Source organism: Aminipila butyrica (genome assembly GCF_010669305.1).
GTDB classification, from domain to species: Bacteria; Bacillota; Clostridia; order Peptostreptococcales; family Anaerovoracaceae; genus Aminipila; species Aminipila butyrica.
Genome location: NZ_CP048649.1, coordinates 393,696 through 417,637, shown reverse-complemented (window position 1 = coordinate 417,637; position 23,942 = coordinate 393,696). Strand labels below are relative to the sequence as shown.

Sequence of the window (23,942 nt, the reverse complement as noted above, 5' to 3'; positions counted from 1 at the left end):
CAGGAGTATTAATGTTTGATATTCTATTACTTAATAATGACTACATCGGCTGATTGCACATCATCATCGCTAGTATCATACGCACGTATTTCCTTGCCTGCCTTAATGCTGGATAGATTTCCTTGCCGATATTCGCTCTTTTTATCATCCCATACGTAAATCGATGCATTAGTCTTAACAGAAATTAGCCCTTTGTCTATAGTGATTACTTTATCGCTGTACTCAGTCACTTCTGTCCATTCTTTATCCGTAAACTCAACAAAACGTTTGCTCTTGGTAGCTGCTGGCGGAGCCACACTCTGCACCTCGCCATCAGAGGTTCTCAGCTCATATAACTGTCCGTTTCCGGGCTCAATGTTTGGTGCCGTTAGGCCTTTCTTTCCAAACCAGGTGATAGCCTTGGTAGCTGTTAAGGTCTCAAAACCAGCAACTGAATCGCCCTCCCCATTGACGTCAGTAATCACCCCATTCACTACCGCACATACGTAGCCGGAAAATCCAACATTCTGAGGCAAAATCATCTTGATAATCTTTCCGTCTTCCTCCAGATACCAGGCCGGAGTCTTCACATCTTTAAACTTATATAAAGTATCTTTCCGATAGTCGTCCGCTTTATCTGAAAAAGACATATCCTTGCTATATTCAGATTTGAGCCCGTAGATATAGATATCCACTCCCTTGGACACGGCTTTGCCTGCGAAAGTTGTCATATTGTTGTCAAAGCTGCCCGTAGCAAAGGTCATGCCTGAAGTAGAAGGAAGGTTTTCCGGCCGATCCTTCTCTGTGCCCTGAGGCTTTCCCTCTTCTGTAGGAGCCATAGCTTGCAGCTTAGTCATCTGGTTAAAAGTCATCTGCGCAGCTATACCTTTCGTAGCTTTTTCCGGATATGCTTCATCGACATTATTCAAAATGCCGATTTCCTTGGCTTTTGCAATGTAATCGGTTGGCCAGTTGGCACCGATGGTGCTTTCTGTATAACCCGCTGCCCGCAGAATCATGGTCAGCATTTCGTTAGTGCTTACGTTAGCCCCTGGCTTGAATGTGCCATCTGGATACCCTTTTACAATGCCTTGCTCTACTGCATAGGAGATGTATCCCTCTGCCCAGCTGTATCCGCTGAGATCACTAAATGCAGTCTTCGTCACCGATTGAGTCGGTGTACCGTTTACCATGGATGCCGGCGGGTCAATGGTCTTCACCAAGATGATGCAAGCCTGTGCTCTGGTCAACTGGGCATCGGGATGGAACTGACCATCTGTATCTCCCGTGATAGCACCAGCTTCTATGAGGGTTTTAATAGCCTCCTCATGAGTAGTCCCCACTATATCTGCTGGAATATTTGCAGCAAAGGCTGTAGTGGTAGACAACAGCAGGAAAGCCAGCAAAAGTGATAGCTTCTGAGCAATCTTCTTCATGATATATATCCTTTCTTTCTCTATTCGTCCTTATTTGTTGTTTCTAATGTCTTCTTTTTGTCCTCACCATCTTTAAGAACTTTTCGGCATGCTCCGGTACAACATAGTCGCCACGTCTCCCTTAGTAGCAGGAGCAGACCAGTCAGTGATGTTTCGATCAGCAATCATGCTGTTCATATACATCTGAGCATACTGGATGTAATTGTCGGGCCAGGTTCCCGAACCGACGGCAGATGGGTTCTTGCTTCGAATGATGATGGTAATCACCTCTGCATAGGAAACTTCCTTGCCTGGAGCAAACTTCTGATTGCCCAGACCTTGTATCAAGCTGTCCTTTGTACAGGCGTTAATATAGCCTTTAGCCCAATCATATCCGGCTAAATCATCATAGTAGTTTTGTTTTGCCACAACCTCTAATTCATTGGTGCGATTGGTAGCCTTAGCCATCATGGTAGCGAACTCTGCTCTGGTAATACTTTTTTCTGGGTGAAACAGACCATCCGTGTCTCCAGTTATAATCTTCTTATCCATCAAATACTTCACTGGTGTAAGCAGCTCTGTATTCATTACATCCTGCGGATAAATATTACCGGAATTCCAGGTGGATGTGTCCCCAGCAGCAAAAGCAGGCATAGCACTGCTCACTATCATAATAGTGGACAAAGCCAATACAGTAATTTTTTTTCTAATCATCATTTTCCCTCCTGATTCATAAAATTTTTTCGCATCTATCGTATTACGCCAACATACAAATTCCTAATCCAATAAATGCTACTTAAAAAATGTCAATTTCTTTATGTTTACTATATCATTATAACAAAGTGTATGCTGAAAGCTATTACACACATATTACAATTTTTTATCTCTTACCGCAGTACTTCTACCAGCTCTGGATACAGGTAGGCTGATTTCAAGTCGGATGTAGCAATCACGTTACCCTTATCCTCTGTGGTAGAGATGGAAATAGGAGGAACCACGCCGCCCCCATCAGAGATGATATTGCTACTTTCTCCGCTGGCAGCTTCATCCACTCTATAGGTATAAGTCCAAACCTTGGAACCAGCCTTGTCATTCAAATAATTAGTCAGCAACTGATAGCCATTTCCCAGCTTTACCTTCAACTGGCCGGAAAGCTGTTCCTTCGATAACACCATGACGATACTCTTCTCCGACCCTGAATCCTCATAGCCAATGCTGGCATCACTGGTCCCCAGCAGCCAGAAGCAGTTAGTCAATTTATCCCGATTACGGCCTACCAAGGCCCCTGCCCCGTTGGTTCCATTCACCTCTCCTGCATTATAAGACCTCTGGATAGCCGCATAATTGGTGCCCACCAGTCCTCCTGCGGTATTGGTAGCCTTAACCGTACCAGAATTATATACATTAAAAATTTTATCCTTGCTCAAACCTGCTATGCCTCCAGCATTGGAATTAGCGGTCACATTAGCCATGTTATAGCAGTTCTGGATTCGCCCCTCTCCGGTATTTTGGTAGGCGACAATGCCTCCAGCTTCAGAATCTGCAACAATTCGTCCTTTGTTATAACATAACTCTACATCGCCTTCGTTGTTGCCCACGATTCCTCCGGAATTCTTCCCATTGACAGCACCAGTATTATAGCAGTCACTAATCTTAGTACGGCTGCCTCGGGCATAGCCCACGACTCCACCGCTAGACCCTTCCCCGGAAAGGGCCCCGGTGTTATAGCAATCTGTCACATAGACACCATAAGTGTTACCATCCACCTGGCCAGCAACTCCTCCGGCATAATTGGCCGTACTGCTTACCTCTCCGGAATTGCTGCAGCTTTCGATGGTCATAGAAGCGCTAGAAGCTGGCATATATCCTACCACGCCACCAGTTTTAGATTTACCAGAAACGGTACCTTTATTAACACAACTGTACAAGGCTTTACCGTCCAGATCAATCTGCCCCACAATGCCTCCAGTGTTGACGGTGCCTTGAACTTTACCTTTGTTGATGTCACTTTTCATTAGATTGGCAGAATATCCGGCAATACCACCTACATTAGTCTGTCCACTGACAGAACTGCCATCGCCCAGAACACAATTGATAAGGCTTCCTTTATTGTATCCAGCAATACCGCCTACATTGACTGCTCCAATGATGGACGAGCGGTCTAAGGTGAGGTTTTCAACACTGCTCTTTGCATCCACGTAGCCAAACAGGCCCGCGTTGCTTGCAATGTTCCCCATATCAGCTTGCCCCTTGACTGTTCCACTTATTTCCAATCCACTGATGGTGTGGCCATCGCCGTCAAGGTGACCTACAAAGGGAGATGATTCTGTTCCAATTGGCTCAAAATTACCTTCACTCCAGTCCGGTAAATTATTTCCTGCTGCTGGGGCTGTGGTGGCCAAATCCTCACTAACTTTGATATCTTGAGTCAGTATGTAGTATCCTCCTTCACTCAAATGCTTGCGGATATGGTCCAACTGCGCGGCTGTGGAAATCTTGTAAGGATTTTTGGCCGTACCTTCCCCAACAGTAAATGCACCGGCGGTAACAGCATGGGAAGGCTGGCAGACCGCAATGCCAGTCGAGGTAGTCGGCGGAGTAACGGTAGTCCCGCTTCCTGTAACGCCTGGGCCTTTGATTACACTCTCATTTTTCTTGACGTTCAGCAGTAATGTAGCAGCTTCTGCCCGAGTTAAGGCTGTAGTGGGACGGAAGTTACCTTGATCATCACCCTGCATGTACCCTTTTTGGAACATGATGTTGACATAAGGCAAGGCCCAATCCCCAATTAAGGATACATCCTTAACCCCTGAGGCATTTTTAGAGGTGTCTAAATTATTTGTAGAAATAACCGAAGCCACCACCTTTGCTGCTTCTTGTCTGGAAATCATCTGTCCTACGCCAAAGGTTCCATCCTCATAGCCTTTAGCAATACCTGCCGCCACAGCAATCTTAACAGTCGGTACATACCATTCAATAGGGTCCACATCCCGAAAGGAAAGTACTGTACCAGAAGTCTCCGGTATTGTGGTCAAGACGTTGGTAATCAGTTTATAGAATTCTTCTCGTTTCATCAGGTTGTCTGGCAGGTAATACCCTTCCGGATAACCTCCTACCACCCCTAGGGAGGCGGCCTCATTGATGATAGCTTGCCCCCAGTGGCCATTAAGATCTGTAAATTTATCGGTACCTGCTGACGCAAATCCGACATTCACGGTCAATGCCATAACCGCTGAAAGTGTCATAGCCAGCACTCTCTTTTTCATGTTTTCCCCTCCTCTTCTCATCTATCTGACGCTAAAGTTTCTTATTTTGTTCCCCAAAGGCTAATATACCTTGGTGAAAACTTTATCTAATTTATTATATCGCCTGTGGCGGGCACTGTCTAGCACCTAAAACCCTCGAGGCACTTTTGTGACCATTCTGGAAAGCAAAATTGCTCTTATATTAAAATTTCATGATAAATTGGCCTTCAGTGTTGATATAGCTTTATTTGAACATTATAATGGTAATAATAGTCATATATTATCCTATATAATTTTAGATAACAACACTCAGGGGAGAGCGATGGAAACAACAGAGAAACAGGGAGATCTTTTAGATAAGGAAAAGCGGTTACTCCATTATGATATATTGCGAATACTAGCCGCTTACCTCATCGTCATGCTGCATCTTTCCGTACAATACATTAATAAAGCACCAGATTCGGTAGAGGGTTACCTCCAGTGGCAGCAGGCCGTCAAATTCAGTGCAGCCTCCCGGGTAGGGGTTCCTCTTTTTGTCATGCTCAGCGGTGCTTTTCTGCTGCACTCGGACAAGGAAGTTTCTCTATCTGCTATATTTAAAAAGTACCTGCCCAAGTTGATTATCATCTTTGTATGCTGGTCATTTTTCTACTCGCTGGCAGAACAGAACTTTTTCTATCATGTTCCGCAGTGGGGCTTCTCTCGTAGTTGGCAGGCTGTGGAATGGAAGGTTTTCTGGCCTTATTTCATACAAGGGCATTATCACATGTGGTATCTCTACATGCTGGCGGGTCTGTATCTAATTACGCCGCTGCTGAAGCACATTGCCGCCCAAGCCTCTAGGACGCAGCTGATTTATTTCGTCCTAATGTGCGTCTTAGTTACTGCCGTGACCAAAATGAACGAGGTGCTCTGGCACTTAAAAATCGTGGATATGTTTTTAGAAAAGCTTTCTCTTGGCTTTTTCCTTGGGTATATTGGCTATTTCCTCGCCGGTTTTCTGTTTCGACAACACCGATTCGGCTGGAAGCTCTCTCTGGTAGTTTTTGCCTTGGCCTTAGAGGCTTTTCGGTTTACCTACCAAGAAACTTGGCGGATGAACCCCATGTTTGGCTTCCGAGAACCCAGTCTGATTTATTTCAGCAACTACTCGCCGACAATCTTCTTCATGAGTTTTGGCGTATTCCTGCTGTTTGCTAAGTTAGACTTTCTAAAGCCACCGAAGCCAATCCAACAGGGGATTGCTTGCCTACCTCAGTATCTACTGACAGTTTATCTGCTTCATCCGTTTATTATCGACTGGTGTCGTCGGTTGGATTGGTTGTTTCCCACAGTTCAGGCTAATTCACTACCCATCAACGGAGTGATTGTTTTCGCTGTTAGCTTGGGTGTCAGCATAATTCTGGTTCAACTTTACAGGCTGCCTGTTCGCCTGATTCGACTTGTTTTTCGCACGCCTAAGTGCTAATATATCATTAACAAAACAATGGATATCAATTCCATGTACATCAAAGGGGGAAAACTCATGAAACGCGTCTCAACTAACATTATGAAACGAACACTAAGCTGGTTTTTAGCAATAATCGTGGCCATTCCTTTTATTGGAATCCCATCCACGTCTTATGGTGCTACCTTCAGCGACATACGGGGTCACTGGGCAGAATCCTACATAAATCAGGCGGTTTCCGCCGGCTTTGTTAAAGGTTATCCCGATGGAACCTTTCAGCCAGATAGCTCGGTGACTAGAGCAGAATTTACTAGCATGGTCAACAAGGCTTTAGGCAATTCTGGCACCACCACCGTCTCTTTTTCTGACGTGCCTTACAGTGAATGGTTTTACAGCGATGTAGCCAAAGGCGTATCGGCGACTTTTGTCGGCGGCTATGATGATAAGACATTTCGGCCTAACAATGCGGTAACCCGAGAAGAGGCGGCGGCTATGATTGCTCGGTTTGTACCTACTTATGGGGTCTCCGGCAGCATCTCGTCCTTTAGTGACAAAGGCTCGATTTCCAGTTGGGCCACAGATGCGGTGGCAAAAATCAGCGGTAAGGGCTATATGGGAGCGTATGACGACGGAAAATTTCACCCCTCAGACGCCTTGACCAGATCCATGACTGCCAAAATTCTCTGTGATATTTTAGCAAAAGAAAATATTGTATCCTCCAGTGCCACGGTAAAGAGTAAGGGGACTACTTTATCTGGCCGAATTTATTCCAATAATGTAACTATGCATGCTGACTTAGGTGATGGCGATGCCGAATTATCCAACTGTATTGTTCTGGGTACCCTTTACGTGTACGGCGGAGGGGATGATACAATCACTGTATCTAATTCCCGAGTAGCCAACGCTTATGTAGAAAGAAGTTCTTCCTCTGTCCGGCTGTTAGCCAAAGGCCAGACGGCCATCAACAAGACGACTGCTGGCAACACAGCCATTCTAGAAACCTCCAGCTTATCCGGTGGGCTGTATGGAACCGGTTTTAACGAGGTAGATATCAAGGGTTCTGCGAAAACTACTTTAAAAGGCAGCTTTGTCAAAGTTAATCTGACCGGCTCTTCAGCAGATGTTGACGTAGAATCTGGTTCTATTACCACTTTTAACGTCAATAGTTCCGGCAAAAACAGTGAAATCACTTTAGATAGCAAAAGCAACATCGGTACTGCCAACGTCAATGCCGCCTCTGCCTTCAAAGGGAGCGGTACCATCAACACCATGAATGCCAATTCCAGCAACATTACTTACGAAACCAAGCCGCGTTATTTAAAAATGGGTTCTGGTGTTTCTTCACCGGACAAAGACGACGACGGCGATAATAAAAATTTAGAAATTGACGTAAAACCGAAAAACGGGGCCACCAAAGTGGACCTGGATACAGAGATTACTCTGACCTTTGACAAAGCCGTAAAAAAATATAACGGTTCCACTATCAAAGATTCCGACATTGAAGATATGGTTACGCTGCGCCGAGGTTCTTCCTCCGGCTCTAAGGTATCCTTTGATGCCACTATCAACAGCAGTAAAAAGGTCATCACTTTAACTCCAGATGACGATTTAGACGAAGACACTAAGTATTACGTCGTCATTCCGAAAAAAGAGTTTTTATACAGCAACGATGACACCAATGCTGCTCAGACGACTTCCTTTAAAACAGGCGATGAATCAGATAAAGACATTACCTTTAAACCTAAGAAGAGCGAAACTGGCGTCAGCCTTTCTGTCAGCCCGACCATTACCTTTGACTATGCTATTGAAACGTATTCTGGCAGTAAAATAACAGATTCCTATCTAGAGAGTAACATTATCTTCAGGGTAGGAAGTTCCAGCGGCTCCAAAGTTTCTTTTGATGCCGAAATCAATTCTGCTAAAAAGAAGATTACGATTGAACCTAAAAGTAAGTTGAAGGAAGGACAAAAATATTATTTGGCAATCCCAGCTAAAAAATTCCGGACATCTTCTGATCAAAAAGCTATCGAAGAAAGCAGTGTAACCTGGACCACTACTAAACCAACAGAACCCACTGTTAGTTTTAGCCCGGCCAACAATGCTGCTGATGTAGCTTTGGATTCTAAGATTACGTTAAGATTTTCGGAGGCCGTATACAATAACTCCAGTAGTGCGTTAACAGAGGCTTATGTGAAAACCGCTGTTTCTTTGAAGAATACCAGCGCTAACAATGCCAACGTGGACTACAAAGCCGACATTAGCAGTTCCACTATCACCTTGACACCATCTAAGGCCTTGACCTCTGGAAACACATATAACATTTCCGTGGTAGGTAGCCGATTTAAGAACAGTTCTGGTCTGTTTGTGGCTGGAACCAGCTCTAACTTTACAGCCAAGAGGGATATCGATCTAAGTGCACTGGAGGCCGCAATTGTCAGCGCACAAAATGCACAGAAAGGTGTAAAAATCAGTACTAATGGCACCGATGTCTTTGAAGATTTAAAGTGGGTACCTCAAAATGTATGGAACGACTTTGACACCGCCCTCACCACGGCAATCAAGACGCGAGATACCGTCGCTACTACTGATGCAGCCAAGGCCGCTGCTGACACCTTGAACAAAGCCACGGCTACCTTTAAGGGAACATTAACATCCGGAAGCAAGTTCCGTGCAAATATATCTGCTTTAACCGCAGCTATATCCGATGCAGAAAATGCTATCAACGGCGTAGTGATTAGCACCGACGGATTTGATGTCTCTCCGGCCAAGGAATGGGTGACTCAAGGTGTCAAAGATGCTTTAAATTCGGCCATTGCCACTGCAAAAAAAGATATGGATAATATTGGTACATCCATAGAAGTATCCTCCAGAACCGATACCTTGAATGCGGCAAGAAAGGCTTTTGAAGCCACCATAAAAGAAGGCTTAATGGCAAATCGGACATCATTAAAATCCACTATCACCAAGGCTAACAACTCACTGGACAACATCCGCATAGCGGATTCCGCCGCCGATGTACCTACTGGGAATCAGTGGGTGACCACTAGTGAGCGAGATACTCTCAATGCCGCCATCAATTCAGCAAATACTGTTTACGACAAAAGGCAGGCGACCCAAAGTGAAGTAGACAGTGCCCAATCCACTTTGGACTCTGCTATAGATACCTTTAAGGGCCAATTGAAAAACGGCGAAAAAACAGAATAGTCTACGCCCCCCGGCAGCTTTAATGTCAGGGGGTTTTCTATAAAAAAGCTGGGAGCGGAATCTTCTGAACAGATTCCGCTCCCAGCTTTAAATTATAACTTGTTATATCGTATATTTTTAATTAACGATTAATCTCGTATTCCTTGAGTTTTAATTGAGAATATCTTTATGAGGCTTCTCACACTTGGCAATCAACGCTTATTCCTCAAAACGGATACCAAAACCCGACAGCCCCACTAGCCTTGATTGCCACTCCCGCCATCAGCGCTGCCACAGATACAGCCGCAAACACAAAATCTACCGCTGTCAACGGCTCCCGGTGATACCAAGTCCGTTTTCTGCTTTTACCAAATCCCCGCAAATCCATGGCGTTAGATATGGCCTCAATCCGACTGAAGGAAGACATCAGCAGCGGCATCATCACATTGCCATAGTTTCTAAGCCGCACGAAAATGCCTGCATCCCCTTTCTTAAAGGCTACCCCCCTAGCCTCTTGTGCCTGAATGATATGCTCCACCTCCGATTTTACATCCGGTATGTATCGCAGCGCAATGCTCACTGCATAAGAGACCTTATAGGAGATGCCCAATCGGTTAATACTTCCAGCAAAGCTGCTGGGGTGGGTGGTAAAGACAAATAAAATAGTCACCGGCAAAATGCAGATATATTTTAAGGTCAGCGTCAGACAGTAAAAAACGGTCTCGAAGGTAACCGTATACACCCCAAATAAAGTAAACACCTCACTATAAGTACCTGTCAGCTTTGACCCATACGCGGGGGTTACCGCTACTAAAAAAGCGGAGTTAAAAATGGTAAATAAGAGGATGAACACAAAAAATGGCCAAACAGCCTTGCCAGGCAATTTAGAGGCTTTAAGCATGCAAATACCTAAGAGCAATAGCACCGCGAAAACCCGAAGGTCCAAAAACGCAAAGACAAAAACCGTCCAACCAATGAGCAATAAAAGCTTTATGCTGCCATCCAACCGATGAAAGATCGAATCTCTTTCAATATATAAAGATCCACTTTTAGTCATGTGCGCTGCCTCCTGTCACTCGCCTGGTGAAGTATGCAATAAAGCTGCTCAAATCTTCCACCTCATACAATCGTCCCATTCGCTCTATAGACGTATGCTTCAAGTTAGCCTTCTGGATTAAGGAAGGATCTGACAGAATCTTGTCCATCGTATCCTGAGCGATAATCCGTCCGCCGGACAGAACCACCCCGCGGTCTGCATACTCCAGAGCCAGGTGCATGTCGTGAGTAATCATGATAATGGCCGTACCCATTTCTCGTATTTGGGTCAAATAATTCATAAATTCCCGATAACTGGTATAATCTTGGCCTGCCGTCGGCTCATCTAAAATAATAAGCTTAGGCCCCATGGACAAAATCGAAGCAATAGTCAGCCTCTTTTTTTGCCCGTAGCTCAAGGAAGCGGCCGGCCAGTTACGAAAAGCATACAATCCGCAGGTCTTCAACACGCCCGCTGTCCGCTCATTCACCTCATCTTCCTTCATCCCCAAATTCCTGGGTCCAAAGGCCACCTCATCAAAAATAAGGTTCTTCGTAATCATGTGGTTGGGATTCTGCATGACAAAGCCAATAGCCGAAGCCCGCTTGCCCGCCGACCACTTGTCCATACATTCTCCCTGGTAAAACATGGAGCCTTCCTGGTACTTGGCGATGCCGGCAATGGTTTTCAGTAGGGTGGATTTCCCTGAGCCGTTGTTTCCCACAATGGCCAATATTTCTCCCTTTTTTACCTGAAAGCTCACATCTTCTATGACGTAAGGATCTTCCTTATAATATTTATAGCATACGCCTTGCAATCTCAGCAGTTCTTCCCGCTGAATGTCTTTCTTTTTAAACGTATCCGCCAGATATTGGGATACCACCAACTCTTTGAAAGGCAAAGCATGGTTGAGGTCAGCAATCTGGTCTGCCGCAGTCAATTCTGCCCCACACAGCTTAAGCATCTCTACATAGAGCGGCTGTCGAAGGCCCAACTGCGTTAGCTGCCCACCGGCTAGAAGTTCATCCGGCGTGCCGTCAAAGGCAATGCCTCCTCCTTCCAAGATGATGACTCGGTCAAATCCATGCTCCAGCACCTCCTCAATGCGATGCTCGATGACCAGGATGGTCTTGTCTTCCTGCTCATTCAGCTGACAAATGGTCTCCATGGCTCGCTGTCCACTGGCCGGATCTAAATTAGCTAGGGGTTCATCGAAGAGCAGGATAGGTGCCTTCAGGGCCAAAATACCCGCAATAGCTACCTTTTGCTTCTGCCCTCCTGACAGATTCTGGGGCGTGACGGTTTTTTGCTCCAGCATGCCGACCTGCCTCAAGGCCTTGTCCACCCGCTGACGCATTTCTGAAACGGGCATACAGTCATTTTCAAAAGCAAAAGCCACATCCTCCCCCGCAGACAAGCCCACAAACTGACAGTCCTGGTCCTGCATGATGGTACCGACATGGCCACCCATTTCAAACAAAGACGCTTGGGACGGCACAATACCGTCCACCAAAATCTGCCCCGACATTTCCCCCTTATAATTAAATGGAATTAGCCCATTGATACAATGGGCTATGGTAGATTTACCGCTTCCGCTCTTTCCGGTAATCAGAACTTTTTCTCCCGGCTGAATCTCTAAGTCAATGTTTGTCAGCGTACTTTCATCTAAGTTGTGATATCGAAATGAAAAGTTCTTAAAAGAAATGATGCTCATCTTCTTATTCTTCCTTTTTTAACCCGCTGCTCTTGGCCCGGCTCTTGGCAATCAAACCGATGGCCGGAATGCCGATGACAAAAATGACGACCAGATTAGAGATGTTGGCCAAAGTAATCTGAATAAACAGTTTCTCGGTTGGCTCCCCATACAGGTATACATCTCCAAAATAGGCCATGAAGCTGCCGGCAGCCATGCCCACGGCAGACCATATGTACATACTAAGCAGGTTAAACCGATTGCAAAGGCCATTCAACGGATCAAACCGCCTGTCCATACGTACAAAGCCACCAAAAAATCCCAGCATAGCAGACATGAATACCCAACTCCACCACACATTGCCCCACAAGAATGCATCATTCAGTGCATGGCCGATAAAGCCTACCAGAAAACCTGCTGTAGGCCCAAAAAAAGCACCAAAGATGGGCAGTAAGAGAATAGCGATACGAAATGACGTGTTGGGTCCAATTGGAATGGAAAGAGTAGAAAGCGCTGCATAAAGAGCTGCTCCGATGCCGATAGCTACCACCGTCTTGGTGCTCATGGGCTTTCCAAATTTTTTGCCAAAGAACAAAATCACCGTACATAACACCACCGCTATGACCACCGCCACTAGGCCTTGCATGGTGGCTATGGATGTAAAAAATCCTTTAATACCTGCCATATGAATTCCCTCCTATAATCAATATTATTTTCTATATTCAAGCTTTCGCCTGATATAACCCTTTTCATATTATTTCCATATGAAATTATTCATAAGTATACCATTAATAATAATCAAATTCCAGTTATTTTCACATCTTCCAGCCTAGTGTACAAACAGCTGAATCAACTGGACCGACAAGGGGATTGTTGCTGCCGAAAGAATCGTGCTCAAGAACAAAATCTCACTGGCTAGCTTTGCATCCTGCTGTTCCTGCTGGGCCAGCATAGGCACCGTAGCCGCTGTCGGGAAACAAGCTCCCAGCACACAGGTAATCTTAATAATCTGGCTGACAGGCAGCAGCAGCATCAATCCGTAAGTCAGCAGCGGCAGCCAAATCAGTTTCATCAAGCTGCATTCTACGATTTGTCTGTTCTTAACGATCTTCAGAAAGTTACTCTTTGCCAAAGAGGTGCCGATGTAAATCATAGCCATCGGCGTGGACACATTACCAATGTATACTAAATACTCTTTCACCGGCCCCGGCAGAGAAATCCCGGTGCCACACAAAATCAGTCCTGCCATAAGAGCCAAAATATTAGGGTTCATCAATAAGTCAGCAGTTCCTTTCCAGAAACGACTAAAAGTCAGTTTCTGCCGTTCCTGCCGACTTGCTCTCATGGTATAAATACCCAAGGTAAAGAAGTACAAGTTCAAGGCTGCATTATGGGCCAGCATAAAGAGAAGACCCCAATCGCCAAAGAACATCAATGCTACAGGAAAGCCCATAAATCCATCGTTAGGGCTGGCCATTGCGAATTCTGCGACATTCGTGTTATCTTTGGGAAAATGCCGGACCTTGCTATACAAATAGGCCGCTCCATGTCCCAAATACAGTAAAAGCGTGGAAAGCGCCAAAGTCAGAAGAAAGTCAAGCAGCGTTTGCCCGGCCATTTCCAGACCGCTGATTTTTTCCACCACCAGACAGGGGTAGGCAAAATATACGATAAACTTATTGATAGCCTGTGTAGTGGATTGGTCAAAAACCTTTTTTCTAGCTAGAATATACCCCGTAGCCATCAGGGCAAACAACACAAAAAAACGACCATACATAGACTTCTCCTTTCCTTAAAACAAGCAATATAACTTTTTCTAGCTATTTACTTACTATAAAAGAGGAGCTGTCTCTGCGACAGCCCCTCTTTTATTTTTTCTTATGTAGGCCTCGCCTGCCAGCTTTAGCCAAAATAGAGGTTCGTAGTCACGTACTCTGGATCGCAGGTCACATCCAGCCCCAAGGAATTGAGCAGCTGCTCATCCTTATCGCTGAGAATCGCGGTGCAATGAGCCTTGCAGCCCTTGAGCAGCAGCAGCTTCTCTGTGGCAATCTCCGCTGGAGGGTTCGTCGTGGCAGAAATGGTCAGCGCACTTAAAATCTCTTCGCAGTTAAGGCTGGATCGATCCTGCTTGAGGATGTCCTTTCTCAGATGCTGTATAGCTTCTAACGCCGTGTGGGAAATCAGTGGCATGTTGTCTGCAATGCCGGCCAAATATTTGATGGCGTTGAGCACCGCAGCGGCAGCAGCGACCATTCGCCGAGAACTTCTGCCCGTTATAATCTTTCCATTTTCCAGCTCGATAGACATGATAACCACATTCTCATACCGCGGATCGCAATCTCGCTTTTCTTCCGCATAATCTCGAGCAGGCTGTACGACAGTTCTGTCTGACGGCTTCAATCCCAGCTCCTCCATGAGCAGCTTACACCGTTCCAACGCCCCTTCGTCAATCTTGCCTTTTTTATAATTACATTCTGCGATAAAGTACCGTCGAATAATTTCCTGTTTAGCGGCTTCTTTACAGATCTCATCATCAACAATGCCAAATCCAGCGCGATTTACCCCCATATCCGTAGGAGACTGGTATTCGGATTCTTCTCCAGTAATTTTCTCAATAATTCGCTTGACCACTGGAAAGACTTCCAGGTCTCTATTATAATTAACGGCTTTTTCTCCGTAAGCTTCCAAATGGAAAGAATCTAGCATATTCACATCCTTTAAGTCTGCCGTCGCTGCCTCATAGGCCACATTTACCGGATGCTTCAAGGGCAGGTTCCAAATTGGAAATGTCTCGAATTTGGCATAGCGGACCTTGGCCCCACGCCGGTTGTCATGATACAACTGAGACAGGCAGGTCGCCAATTTTCCACTGCCTCCTCCCGGACCGGTAACCACTACTAACGGCTTGGTTACTTCAATATACGGATTGGCTCCGTATCCTTCTTCACTAACGATGACCTCTACATCTGTAGGATAGCCCTTCGTAAATTTATGCTTATAGGTCTTAATGCCCCGGCGGTTCAGCTTGTTGATAAACATATCTACTGCCGGCTGCTCTTCGTATCTGGTCACCACTACGCTGTTAATGGCCAAATCATACTTTCTGAACGTGTCAATCAAACGGAGGACCTCTAAATCATATGTAATACCAAAATCCTGACGGGTCTTATTGGTAGTAATATCACCTGCAAAGATGCAAATGATAATTTCCGCATGATCCTTCATCTTTTCCAGCAGCTTTATCTTGGCATTTTCGTCAAAGCCTGGTAAAACCCGCATAGCGTGTTTGTCATGAACCAGCTTGCCACCAAACTCCAAATACAGTCTCTCCGATTCTGCACAATGAATCCGCTCTAAGATATGCTGCGACTGCTCCTCGATGTACTTTTCTGCACTAAATCCTACTTTTTTCATAGTCCTCACCTCTTTCTAAACTTTTTCTTTTCTTAAAACAATAGCCAATATTATATCACGGCAGAGAACAATTTGAAATAATTTTTTTTGCTTAATTATGTTTTTTATTAAGAACGAAATCGAAAAAGCAAACTAAAAGCAGGACACCAACGATATCCTGCTTTCTGTCTTCATATAAAATCTTTTCTCTTGTCTATTAGCAAAGACTGCCTAATACGGTTCTGCTTATTTACCCAGCAGTTCCAAGGCCTTAGCTAACTGTAAGTCTTCCCCAGCTTTTGTATTCCCATAGGCTAAACTATAAGCAGCCAGTTCCAATCGGTTCTTGGTGGTGTTATCGATAACACCATAGGCAAAAAGGGCTTCATCTTTCTGAAATTTCTTTACTGCTGCTACGGTGTTTTCATCCATGGTACCCGTTATGTCACCGGTATAATAGCCTATCAGAGACAGCCGCTGCTGAGCGCCGTACACGTTGAGCCCAGTATCTCCAGCTTTAGGCTTTTGGTCTTCACTCATCGGTGCAAAGGTAAGGTACTTTGCCTTGGCCTCTTCACTGCCGACGGTACCATTCCGTACGACGTAATCCGGCGTAATACCCACGTGGTGAATGGTCTTTTTATTTGGGGTGACAAAATAGAACACAGACACCTTCGCCTTGTCCCCGGCAGATAAGGTTACGATTTGCTGGGCGATACCTTTACCAAAAGTCGTAGTGCCCACCAAGGTAGCAGCCTTATTGTCCTGCAATGCCCCTGCCAGCAGCTCCGAGGAGCTGGCGGTCTCTTCGTTGACCAAGAGGACAATCGGCATGGTTGGTCCGGCAATCCCCGTGGCCTTTTCACTCTCAAAGACGTTATCTTTGTTTATAAAGTGAGTAATATAGCCGCTGGGAAGAATCTCGTTAGCAATTTCCACCGCTCCATCTATGTATCCTCCCGGGTTGTCCCGCAGGTCGATAATCAGGGATTCAGCCCCCTTATTAACCAAAGCGGCTTTCGCCATGCGGAATTCTGTAGCTACATCAGAATCAAATCCGGATATGTCTATGTAACCCACATGCGCCCCCTTCATCTCATAGGAAATGCTGGCGGTCGTAACAATCTCTCTGGTAATGGTGATGTCCTTCTGCTGGCCATCCCGCAGAATGGTTAACGTCACCTTTGTACCCTTTTCTCCCCTCATAAGCTGAACCAATTCATTGGTATTCAAAGCACTGACATCCTTGCCGTCCACCTTTATTACTTGGTCCCCTGCTTCTACACCAGCTTTCAAGGCTGGCCCCGCTCCATTGACGGAAACGACCTCGTGCTTCTTATCCGCCGTAGTCATGGTAAGCCCTACCCCTGCGTACTCTCCAGACACGTTTTCTACAAACTGCTGACTTTCCGCATCAGTGGTGTAAAATACACTGTAAGGGTCTTCCAAAGACTGGGTAGCTCCGTCCATCGCAGCATCCATCAATTGATCATAATTGACCGGGTCTTTGTAGTATTTATTGAGAAATTCCATGTAATTCTGCATTTCCACCAGCCGGTTTAGGAGGTACTCCTTAGACGTGGTGTCTTCCTTTGTGTCTGCGAAGGCCGCAGGCAAGAATATCACAAAGGAAAAGGAGGTGAGGATCATCGTCAGAACGATAATCCAGGCGATTACTTTGACTGTTTTTTTATCCATGTTTCTTCCCCTTTTTATTCTCTTTAAATCACTTGTATATTCAGCTTGCTCCGGCCCTCCGACAGCCCCTTCAAGCTCACATGATAATCAATATCAATGGACCCTTTCCCATCGGGCGTCAAGTTGTTGACCAGGTCGTTGGTTAACACCTCCATCTCAATCGCTCCGTAAGGGGTATCATAAAAGCCTTCATAGCGCCGCCCTTTTTCAAACTCGATGACCGTATCCAAACCTACTCGTTCTCCAAACCGCTTCATCTTGATGGTGTCTCCCAATAGTTTCAGACTGGTCTTGCAGCCCGGCACCCCAGAAACCTCGCTTTCCTCGTATACTAGGTAGGTGGCTTGGTTCCTCTTATAGATCTTTCCCTCGGTGACAAATTCAATCTCATCCTCGACGCCTGAATCCTCTGAGATCTGCCTACCGACTATTTTTAGCATGATATCTTTCATAACCGAAATCCACAATCCTTTCAATCAACTGGGAATACGAAACGCCAGCCTCTTCCCACAATCTAGAGAACATGCTGAACTTCGTAAAGCCCGGTATTGTATTTATTTCATTTATATAAATTTTATTCGTTTTCTTCTCTAAAAAGAAATCCACCCTGGCAAATCCGGCGCAATCCAGTGCCATATAGGCTCTAACGGCAATTTCCCGAACGGCCTGACTGACCTCCGCCGGCACATCTGCCGGTACGCAGATTTTGGACTGCCCCCCGTCGAAGTACTTGGCCCGGTAGTCATAAAATTCTGCTGAAGGCAAAATCTCTCCCACTTCGGCCGCTAAAGGCTGATGATTTCCAATGACTCCCGTCTCCAACTCCCGGCAGTCGATACCTTCCTCAATAACAATACGTCTATCATATTTTCCAGCTTCCATCAAGGCTTTTTGCAGACCATCTCCGTCCTTCGCCTTGGTAATGCCCACGCTGGAGCCCATATTAGCAGGCTTTACAAACAGCGGATAGGGCACCTGTGCCTCAATGCGCTCTGCTACAACCGTTATCAGCTTCTCGTCTGTCTTGCCGGCTTCATCAGAAAAGTCTTCCCGGTAGACTAAGGCGTGTTTGCAGATAGGAAGATCCGCTTTGGCGAAAATATCTTTAGCCACCGCCTTATCCATGGCTACTGCCGAGGCCAGCACACCGCAACCTGCATAGGGGATATCCAGCATTTCAAACATACCCTGGATGGTCCCATCCTCCCCGTAAGGGCCGTGAAGGATAGGCAGTGCAAAGTCTACCAGTTCTTTCAGCCTACCCGGATTGAAGTCCACCGCCGTCCGCTCCCACTGGCCGCTTTCAATCTCCGAAACCGTCCCTTCAAAGTGCTTCCAGCGACCTTCCTTGGTGATGCCGAAAAAAACCGGTATAAACTTCAGTTTATCCAGCGCATTGATTACCGATGCCGCAGACATAAGGGAAATCTCATGCTCCCCGGAACGGCCGCCAAATATAACGCCTATTTTAATCATTTTATTATGCCCCCTACATTCTTGAAAGTATGTCTTCCAAGTGTTCCTTGTCAAAGAAATATTTTTTTTCACAGAACTGGCAAACCAGTTCTGCCTGACCGTCTTCCTCAATGATCTCTGTCATATCTTTACGGCCGATGGTCATAAGCGCTTGCTCCAGCCGTTCCTGGCTGCAATCGCACTGCCACTTGATTTCTCGGAACTCCAACGGCTCTGGCTTATACTGTTCCGGTATTCCCTGGAAGATGTGACTCAACAGCGCTTCCAGTAATCCTTCTTCCGTCTTGCCCGCAGATTGTAAAAGAACTTCCTCAATCAGCGTAGTCAGCGGCTTCATCTGATCCAGCAACGTTTCCAGGGCATCCACCGCCTCCTCTTCAAATCCAGGAAGCATCTGAATAATCATGCCCCCTGAGCAAAGAACGGACTGGTCTCGGGCAACTTTAACGCCCAAGGCTACCGAGGAATTCTGCTGCTCGGAAATAAAGAAATAAGCAGTCAGGTCGTCTGCAATCTCTCCTGAAACCAAAGCAATACTGCCCATATAAGGTTCCTTCAAGCCTAAATCCTTAATGACCTTCAAATCACCTATACCAAGGGAGCCTCCTACATCCAGCTTGCCTGCCTGAGTCAGCGGAAGTTCCACATCTGGATTAGTGATATAACCCTTTACATTGCCCGCAGCATCAGCTGTAGCCAAAATTTGCTTAGCCGGCCCGTCTCCTGTAAAGCTCAGGGTCAGCCGATCCCGCTGACCTTTTAACATGATGCCCATAAGACCAGCTCCAGTCAATACCCGGCCTAATCCAGCCGTCGCCAGCGGTGTAGTTCCGTGTACCTGTCTAGCCTCCTCTACCATATCTGTACTGATAGTCAGATAGACTCTATACATTTTACTTTTATCTATAGCAATTAATGCTTTTCCCATTTATAAAATTTCTCCTTTTCTTTATATATGCAACATAGCCGACGAAACCCATCACAATATCATGCCAGCCAACACCCGTATAGATAGGATTCCATATCGTCTATTTATGTTTAACAATTTTATTTCCTATTTAGCGATAACCCAAAAACGACTGGATAGCGCCTGCCTTGATTCCACAAACCTCAAACCGCTTTCTACGCCCAGACCATCGTCTATCTGCTATGAACGATGTCTGTCAATTCTTTCCCTAACGCCTCAATTATTTCTTCTGACTCCTGAGCCGTCGTTCCTTTAGCCGATAAATAAATTTTCAGCTTTGGTTCCGTTCCCGAAGGCCGCACTGTAAAGGAACAGCCCTTTGATAAAAGTACCTGAATTACGTCAGAAGCAGGCAGCCCTGTATCGGTCGTCATCGGCGAGCCAGTTGCCCCTCCTAGAACCGTCCGCTGCTGTTTTTGGTAATCTGCCACTTCCACCACCGTCTGACCAATAAAAGATTCGGGCAGTCTACTGCGGAATGTCTCCATAAGATTAGCCATGGTCTCCATACCTTTTACCCCTTCAAAGGTAAAATCAATCAGTTGATCCCGGAAATAGCCATATTCCTGATATAGCTCCTCTAATCGTTCTATCAGGGTTACGCCTCTAGCCTTGTAGTAAGCCGCCATCTCGCAGATGAGCATGGCTCCGTTGACCGCGTCCTTATCTCGCACATAGGCCCCGGAGAGATAGCCGTAGCTTTCTTCAAATCCGAACAAAAACTCCTGCTCACGCCCCTGATTCTCCAATAATCCAATCTGCTCACCGATAAATTTAAAACCCGTCAAGGTCAGATGCTGCTGCACGCCCCGGCAAGTTGCTAAGACACCAGCCATCCTGGTAGAGACGATGGTCGTGACAAAAATCGGATTTTTTTTCTTGCCGCTCTTCACCTTGGTATCAATCAGAAAATCCAAAAGCAAAACGCCCACTTCATTACCGGTCAACAGCTGATAGGATGCCAGTTTTCCGTCTACTGGTCGTCTGGCAGCTAAGCCAATTCGGTCGCAGTCGGGATCCGTGGCCAGCAGCAAGTCCGGAGCATCCTCTCCCCGTCCAGCAGCTTCGGCCTCCATAGCCAGTTCGGTGCATAAAGCCAAGCCTAAGGCTAAAGCCTCCTTCTTTTCTGGATTTGGATACGGGCAAGTAGGAAAACGGCCGTCTGGCAGCTCCTGCTCCCTAACTACGGCCACCTTTCCTACCCCCAACCGGTCCAACATCTGCCGTACCGGCTTATTGCCCGCTCCATTCAGAGGTGTATACACCACAGAGAGCGCCTGCAAAGCCTTTTGATCCACTTCTGACTGCAAGGCCCGTTCAGACTGAACCGCATCCAGATACGCCTCAACCGTCTCTTCTCCCAGTCCTTTCAGTATACCACGACCACCCGCAGCTTTAATATCCTCAAAAATATCCAGTTGATCTATATAAGTAAAAAGCTTTTCCGCCGCGGCCAGAGTCACCTGGCACCCTGAATTGTCATATACCTTATAGCCATTATATTTAGCCGGATTATGGCTAGCGGTAATCATAATGCCCATAGCGCAGTCAAAGTGCCGTACAGCAAAAGAGAGTGCCGGTGTAGGCATCAATTCCTCATATAAATAAACATTGATATCATTAGCCATCAACACTTCTGCGGCGATTTTTGCAAAGACTGCGGAATAGATGCGGCTGTCGTAAGCAATAGCCACCGCTGGGTTCTTACCGCTTTTCTTCTTATTCAGCGGCGAATCCACTAAATATTCTCCAGCCTTTATATAATTGGCAATTCCCTGAGTAGCCTTAGCCACGGTATAAAGATTTAGCCGGTTTGTTCCAGCTCCCAAGATTCCCCGAAGCCCTCCTGTACCAAACTCCACTTCTTTATAAAATCGCTCGTAAATCTCTTCTTCTGCGTTTTCCATCCTATCGCAGGCTTTCAGCTCTTCCAGCAGCTGACGATTTATCTCCCCAAGCTCCTCTGAGCTGTCAATTCGCACAGTCTGTTCCTCCAGGAACTTCTGCCAACGATTATACTTGTCTCTCATTACACAATCTCCCGTATCCTGCATAATTTGCAGCTTTATAGGTCATTCTACACTATTAACAATATATTTTACCACATAAACATCTTTTTTTCACCAAAAGTTCACAATAGAGCAGTAATATATGCTTATACCTTCGGTGTGAGCTCAAATCCCACCGGAGAAATCTAATACAGAAATAGGAGGGGATTTGTTTATGAATCATTTTAACCATTATTATTCAGGGGAGAATAACAATCGCGAACCGATACAAGACGTGAACTTTGTCATCATAGAGGAATCTTCTGGGGCAGGCTCAGAGACAAATCACGGCTCGCCACATAAACGCAAGTTTCACTTTAAAAAATCTCGAATGGGAATTGCCCTGGTGGTGGTTTTATGCTTACTGACATCTGCCGCATTTGGCTTTGGCGGGGCCCTGCTGGCCAACAGTCTGTCCAGTGAAAGCAGCAGCTTCGGCACTCGGTCCCAAGCTTCTCAGCAACTGAGTGTTTCCAAGACCGGCACGACCTTAGAGCAGTCTACTGACAGCAATCTGACCATCAAGGAGATCGCCGCACTAAACGCCAACTCGGTGGTAGAGATTAAGACAGAAGCTATGGTGACAGACTCCTGGATGCAGCAATACGTTACAGAAGGTGCCGGCAGTGGCGTTATCGTTTCCTCTGACGGCTACATTGTCACCAACAATCACGTCATTGAAAATTCCAACAAGATTACTGTCACACTAAAAAACAGCAAGTCCTATACCGCAACCTTAATTGGGACAGATGATGAAACCGATATTGCCGTTTTAAAAATTGATGCCAGCGGGTTGACCCCCGTTGTTTATGGAGACAGCAGTGCCTTGGAAGTGGGAGATTTAACCGTAGTCATCGGCAACCCATTAGGCAGCTTGGGCGGTACAGTAACAGCCGGTATCGTCAGTGCGTTAGACCGCTCCATTACCATTGACGGTAAAAATATGACTCTTCTTCAAACCGATGCTTCTATCAATCCGGGCAACTCCGGCGGCGGTATGTTTAATCAGAACGGCGAGCTGGTAGGCGTCATCGTTGCCAAATCCTCCGGTTCTGACGTGGAGGGGCTAGGCTTTGCCATTCCGGTTAACGAAGTAAAGAAGATTGCACAAGAACTGGCCGACTATGGCTATGTGCGCGGCCGTATTGATACGGGCATGACCTTCATTGATCTGACTTCTATGCGCAACGCCGTATTCTATGGGGCCACCAGTCTGGGCATCTATGTGAAAAGTGTGGACAGCGACTTCGCTAAAGCAGCCGGCTTTAAAAGTGGTGACATGATTTACTACGTAGGAGACAAGAAAATCAGCGCAGCTTCCGATCTGACCAGTGCTTTTGACGGCTATGAAGTGGGCGACAAGGTGCAAATCACCATTGTCCGCAACAACGACAACGAGATGAAAAAACTCACCCTGACCTTAGGGGAGAAGACCAGCAGCTAATCCTTTGGATTTTCATATAAATCTTCAACACCAAAAGAACGAGCGAAAGCTGAATCAATCAGCCCCTGCTCGTTCTTTATATTTAGTCACTTTTATTTTATAAATTATTCGCCCTTTTGCTCCAACAGCTCTAAGGTCTTAAACTTCAATTTAATAGCTGCTTGCGTGGAAACGCTTTCCTTGTTAGACTTTCGCAGCTTCAGCAGATCTTCCGTCATTCCCACTGCTGCAGAACTTGTCGTTTCAAAAGCATTCAACTGATCGGGGTCATCGGAACCATCAATTAGACATAGGGGAGGAAAGAGTACACACCACCAGTTATTTCCCTCTCCCGAACCGATAGTAATGTTTAAGGCCTCATAATTCCCTGCGGGGAAAGTCATGTCACCATATGTTTTCTCTGGTATCCACCTAACTCCCAGCTCTGCATTAACCTGATATCCATAACCATTTTCCTGGATAATCTGTTCGGCCACCTCTTCAATAAAGTCGAGATGTGTGGCTAGATAAGTTCGGGACTCCTGCACCCCCAAGGATACTTGTGCACTATTTCTGCTATCTACTACAGCCATAGTCTCCTTGGCGAGCTCCCCTTCCACATTGCTCTGTCCCGCCTCGGAAGGCTGTACTGCTGGCAGCTCTTGATTCCCCGGATTGACATCCTCTAAGGAATCATACTTTTCCATGGTCTCCCGAACCAGTTCCTGGTTCACCGCCTCCAATACGCCATCCCGAACCTTCAGTTTTAACTGCTGGTCTGCCGGTGAATTGCTATTGGCCAGCACGTGAAAGCGTATGATTCCTGTATGAACCTTCTGCTTTTCTGCGTTTTGAGTATACCATCCTGTATATGCAATCATGCAAATCAAAATAAATAACATGGCCTGCATTTGTCGTTTATCAAATTTCATAAAA

At 46.0% G+C, this 23,942-nt stretch carries 17 protein-coding genes; 3 read left to right on the top strand and 14 right to left on the bottom strand.

Translation table 11 applies throughout. The features are described from left to right. Positions 1-26: 26 nt before the first annotated feature. The 3 genes from Ami103574_RS01920 to Ami103574_RS01910 form a co-directional block, all read right to left on the bottom strand. Positions 27-1,415, bottom strand: coding sequence for an S-layer homology domain-containing protein (locus Ami103574_RS01920; protein WP_163065063.1), 1,389 nt, complete (start codon positions 1,413-1,415; stop codon positions 27-29). A gap of 72 nt (positions 1,416-1,487) precedes the next feature. Further along, positions 1,488-2,108 (bottom strand): S-layer homology domain-containing protein, encoded by a 621-nt coding sequence (locus Ami103574_RS01915; RefSeq protein ID WP_163065062.1) that lies wholly within the window; start codon positions 2,106-2,108, stop codon positions 1,488-1,490. A gap of 173 nt (positions 2,109-2,281) precedes the next feature. After that, positions 2,282-4,660: an S-layer homology domain-containing protein gene (locus Ami103574_RS01910; protein WP_163065061.1), complete on the bottom strand. Its 2,379-nt coding sequence runs from the start codon at positions 4,658-4,660 to the stop codon at positions 2,282-2,284. 301 nt (positions 4,661-4,961) lie between these two features. Here Ami103574_RS01910 and Ami103574_RS01905 point away from each other — a divergent pair, with 301 nt between their 5' ends. After that, a complete protein-coding gene (locus Ami103574_RS01905; protein WP_163065060.1) occupies positions 4,962-6,107 on the top strand; it encodes an acyltransferase in 1,146 nt (381 codons plus the stop codon). 57 nt (positions 6,108-6,164) lie between these two features. Next, positions 6,165-9,290, top strand: a complete 3,126-nt coding sequence (locus Ami103574_RS01900) for an S-layer homology domain-containing protein (protein ID WP_163065059.1) — start codon at positions 6,165-6,167, stop codon at positions 9,288-9,290. Between the two features lie 205 nt (positions 9,291-9,495). Here Ami103574_RS01900 and Ami103574_RS01895 read toward each other — a convergent pair whose 3' ends face one another. From Ami103574_RS01895 to Ami103574_RS01850, 10 genes are all read right to left on the bottom strand, one after another. Further along, entirely contained in the window at positions 9,496-10,326 is an 831-nt protein-coding gene (locus Ami103574_RS01895; protein ID WP_163065058.1) for an energy-coupling factor transporter transmembrane component T family protein, read from the bottom strand. Then, entirely contained in the window at positions 10,319-12,019 is a 1,701-nt protein-coding gene (locus Ami103574_RS01890) for an ABC transporter ATP-binding protein (protein WP_246213181.1), read from the bottom strand. The genes Ami103574_RS01895 and Ami103574_RS01890 overlap by 8 nt, the downstream gene beginning before the upstream one ends. 4 nt (positions 12,020-12,023) lie before the next feature. Continuing rightward, positions 12,024-12,683 (bottom strand): ECF-type riboflavin transporter substrate-binding protein, encoded by a 660-nt coding sequence (locus Ami103574_RS01885; protein WP_163065057.1) that lies wholly within the window; start codon positions 12,681-12,683, stop codon positions 12,024-12,026. Between the two features lie 144 nt (positions 12,684-12,827). After that, a complete protein-coding gene (locus tag Ami103574_RS01880; protein WP_163065056.1) occupies positions 12,828-13,775 on the bottom strand; it encodes an AEC family transporter in 948 nt (315 codons plus the stop codon). Between the two features lie 125 nt (positions 13,776-13,900). Then, positions 13,901-15,415, bottom strand: coding sequence for a DUF1846 domain-containing protein (locus tag Ami103574_RS01875; RefSeq protein ID WP_163065055.1), 1,515 nt, complete (start codon positions 15,413-15,415; stop codon positions 13,901-13,903). Between the two features lie 225 nt (positions 15,416-15,640). Beyond that, positions 15,641-17,092 carry a S41 family peptidase gene (locus Ami103574_RS01870; protein ID WP_163065054.1) on the bottom strand — a complete coding sequence of 484 codons (1,452 nt, stop codon included), beginning with the start codon at positions 17,090-17,092 and terminating at the stop codon, positions 15,641-15,643. A gap of 23 nt (positions 17,093-17,115) precedes the next feature. After that, positions 17,116-17,544 carry a DUF1934 domain-containing protein gene (locus tag Ami103574_RS01865; RefSeq protein WP_163065053.1) on the bottom strand — a complete coding sequence of 143 codons (429 nt, stop codon included), beginning with the start codon at positions 17,542-17,544 and terminating at the stop codon, positions 17,116-17,118. Next, positions 17,513-18,568: a D-alanine--D-alanine ligase family protein gene (locus Ami103574_RS01860; RefSeq protein ID WP_163065052.1), complete on the bottom strand. Its 1,056-nt coding sequence runs from the start codon at positions 18,566-18,568 to the stop codon at positions 17,513-17,515. Before Ami103574_RS01860 ends, Ami103574_RS01865 begins: the two co-directional genes overlap by 32 nt. Before the next feature lie 13 nt (positions 18,569-18,581). Then, entirely contained in the window at positions 18,582-19,496 is a 915-nt protein-coding gene (gene hslO, locus Ami103574_RS01855; protein WP_163065051.1) for an Hsp33 family molecular chaperone HslO, read from the bottom strand. Between the two features lie 212 nt (positions 19,497-19,708). After that, positions 19,709-21,565: a phospho-sugar mutase gene (locus Ami103574_RS01850; RefSeq protein ID WP_163065050.1), complete on the bottom strand. Its 1,857-nt coding sequence runs from the start codon at positions 21,563-21,565 to the stop codon at positions 19,709-19,711. Between the two features lie 193 nt (positions 21,566-21,758). On the opposite strand from Ami103574_RS01850, the gene Ami103574_RS01845 reads away from it, so the two are divergent. Beyond that, positions 21,759-23,027: a S1C family serine protease gene (locus Ami103574_RS01845; protein ID WP_163065049.1), complete on the top strand. Its 1,269-nt coding sequence runs from the start codon at positions 21,759-21,761 to the stop codon at positions 23,025-23,027. Between the two features lie 104 nt (positions 23,028-23,131). On the opposite strand, the gene Ami103574_RS01840 is transcribed toward Ami103574_RS01845, so the two are convergent. Then, entirely contained in the window at positions 23,132-23,938 is an 807-nt protein-coding gene (locus Ami103574_RS01840; protein ID WP_163065048.1) for a stage II sporulation protein R, read from the bottom strand. Between the last annotated feature and the right edge of the window lie 4 nt (positions 23,939-23,942).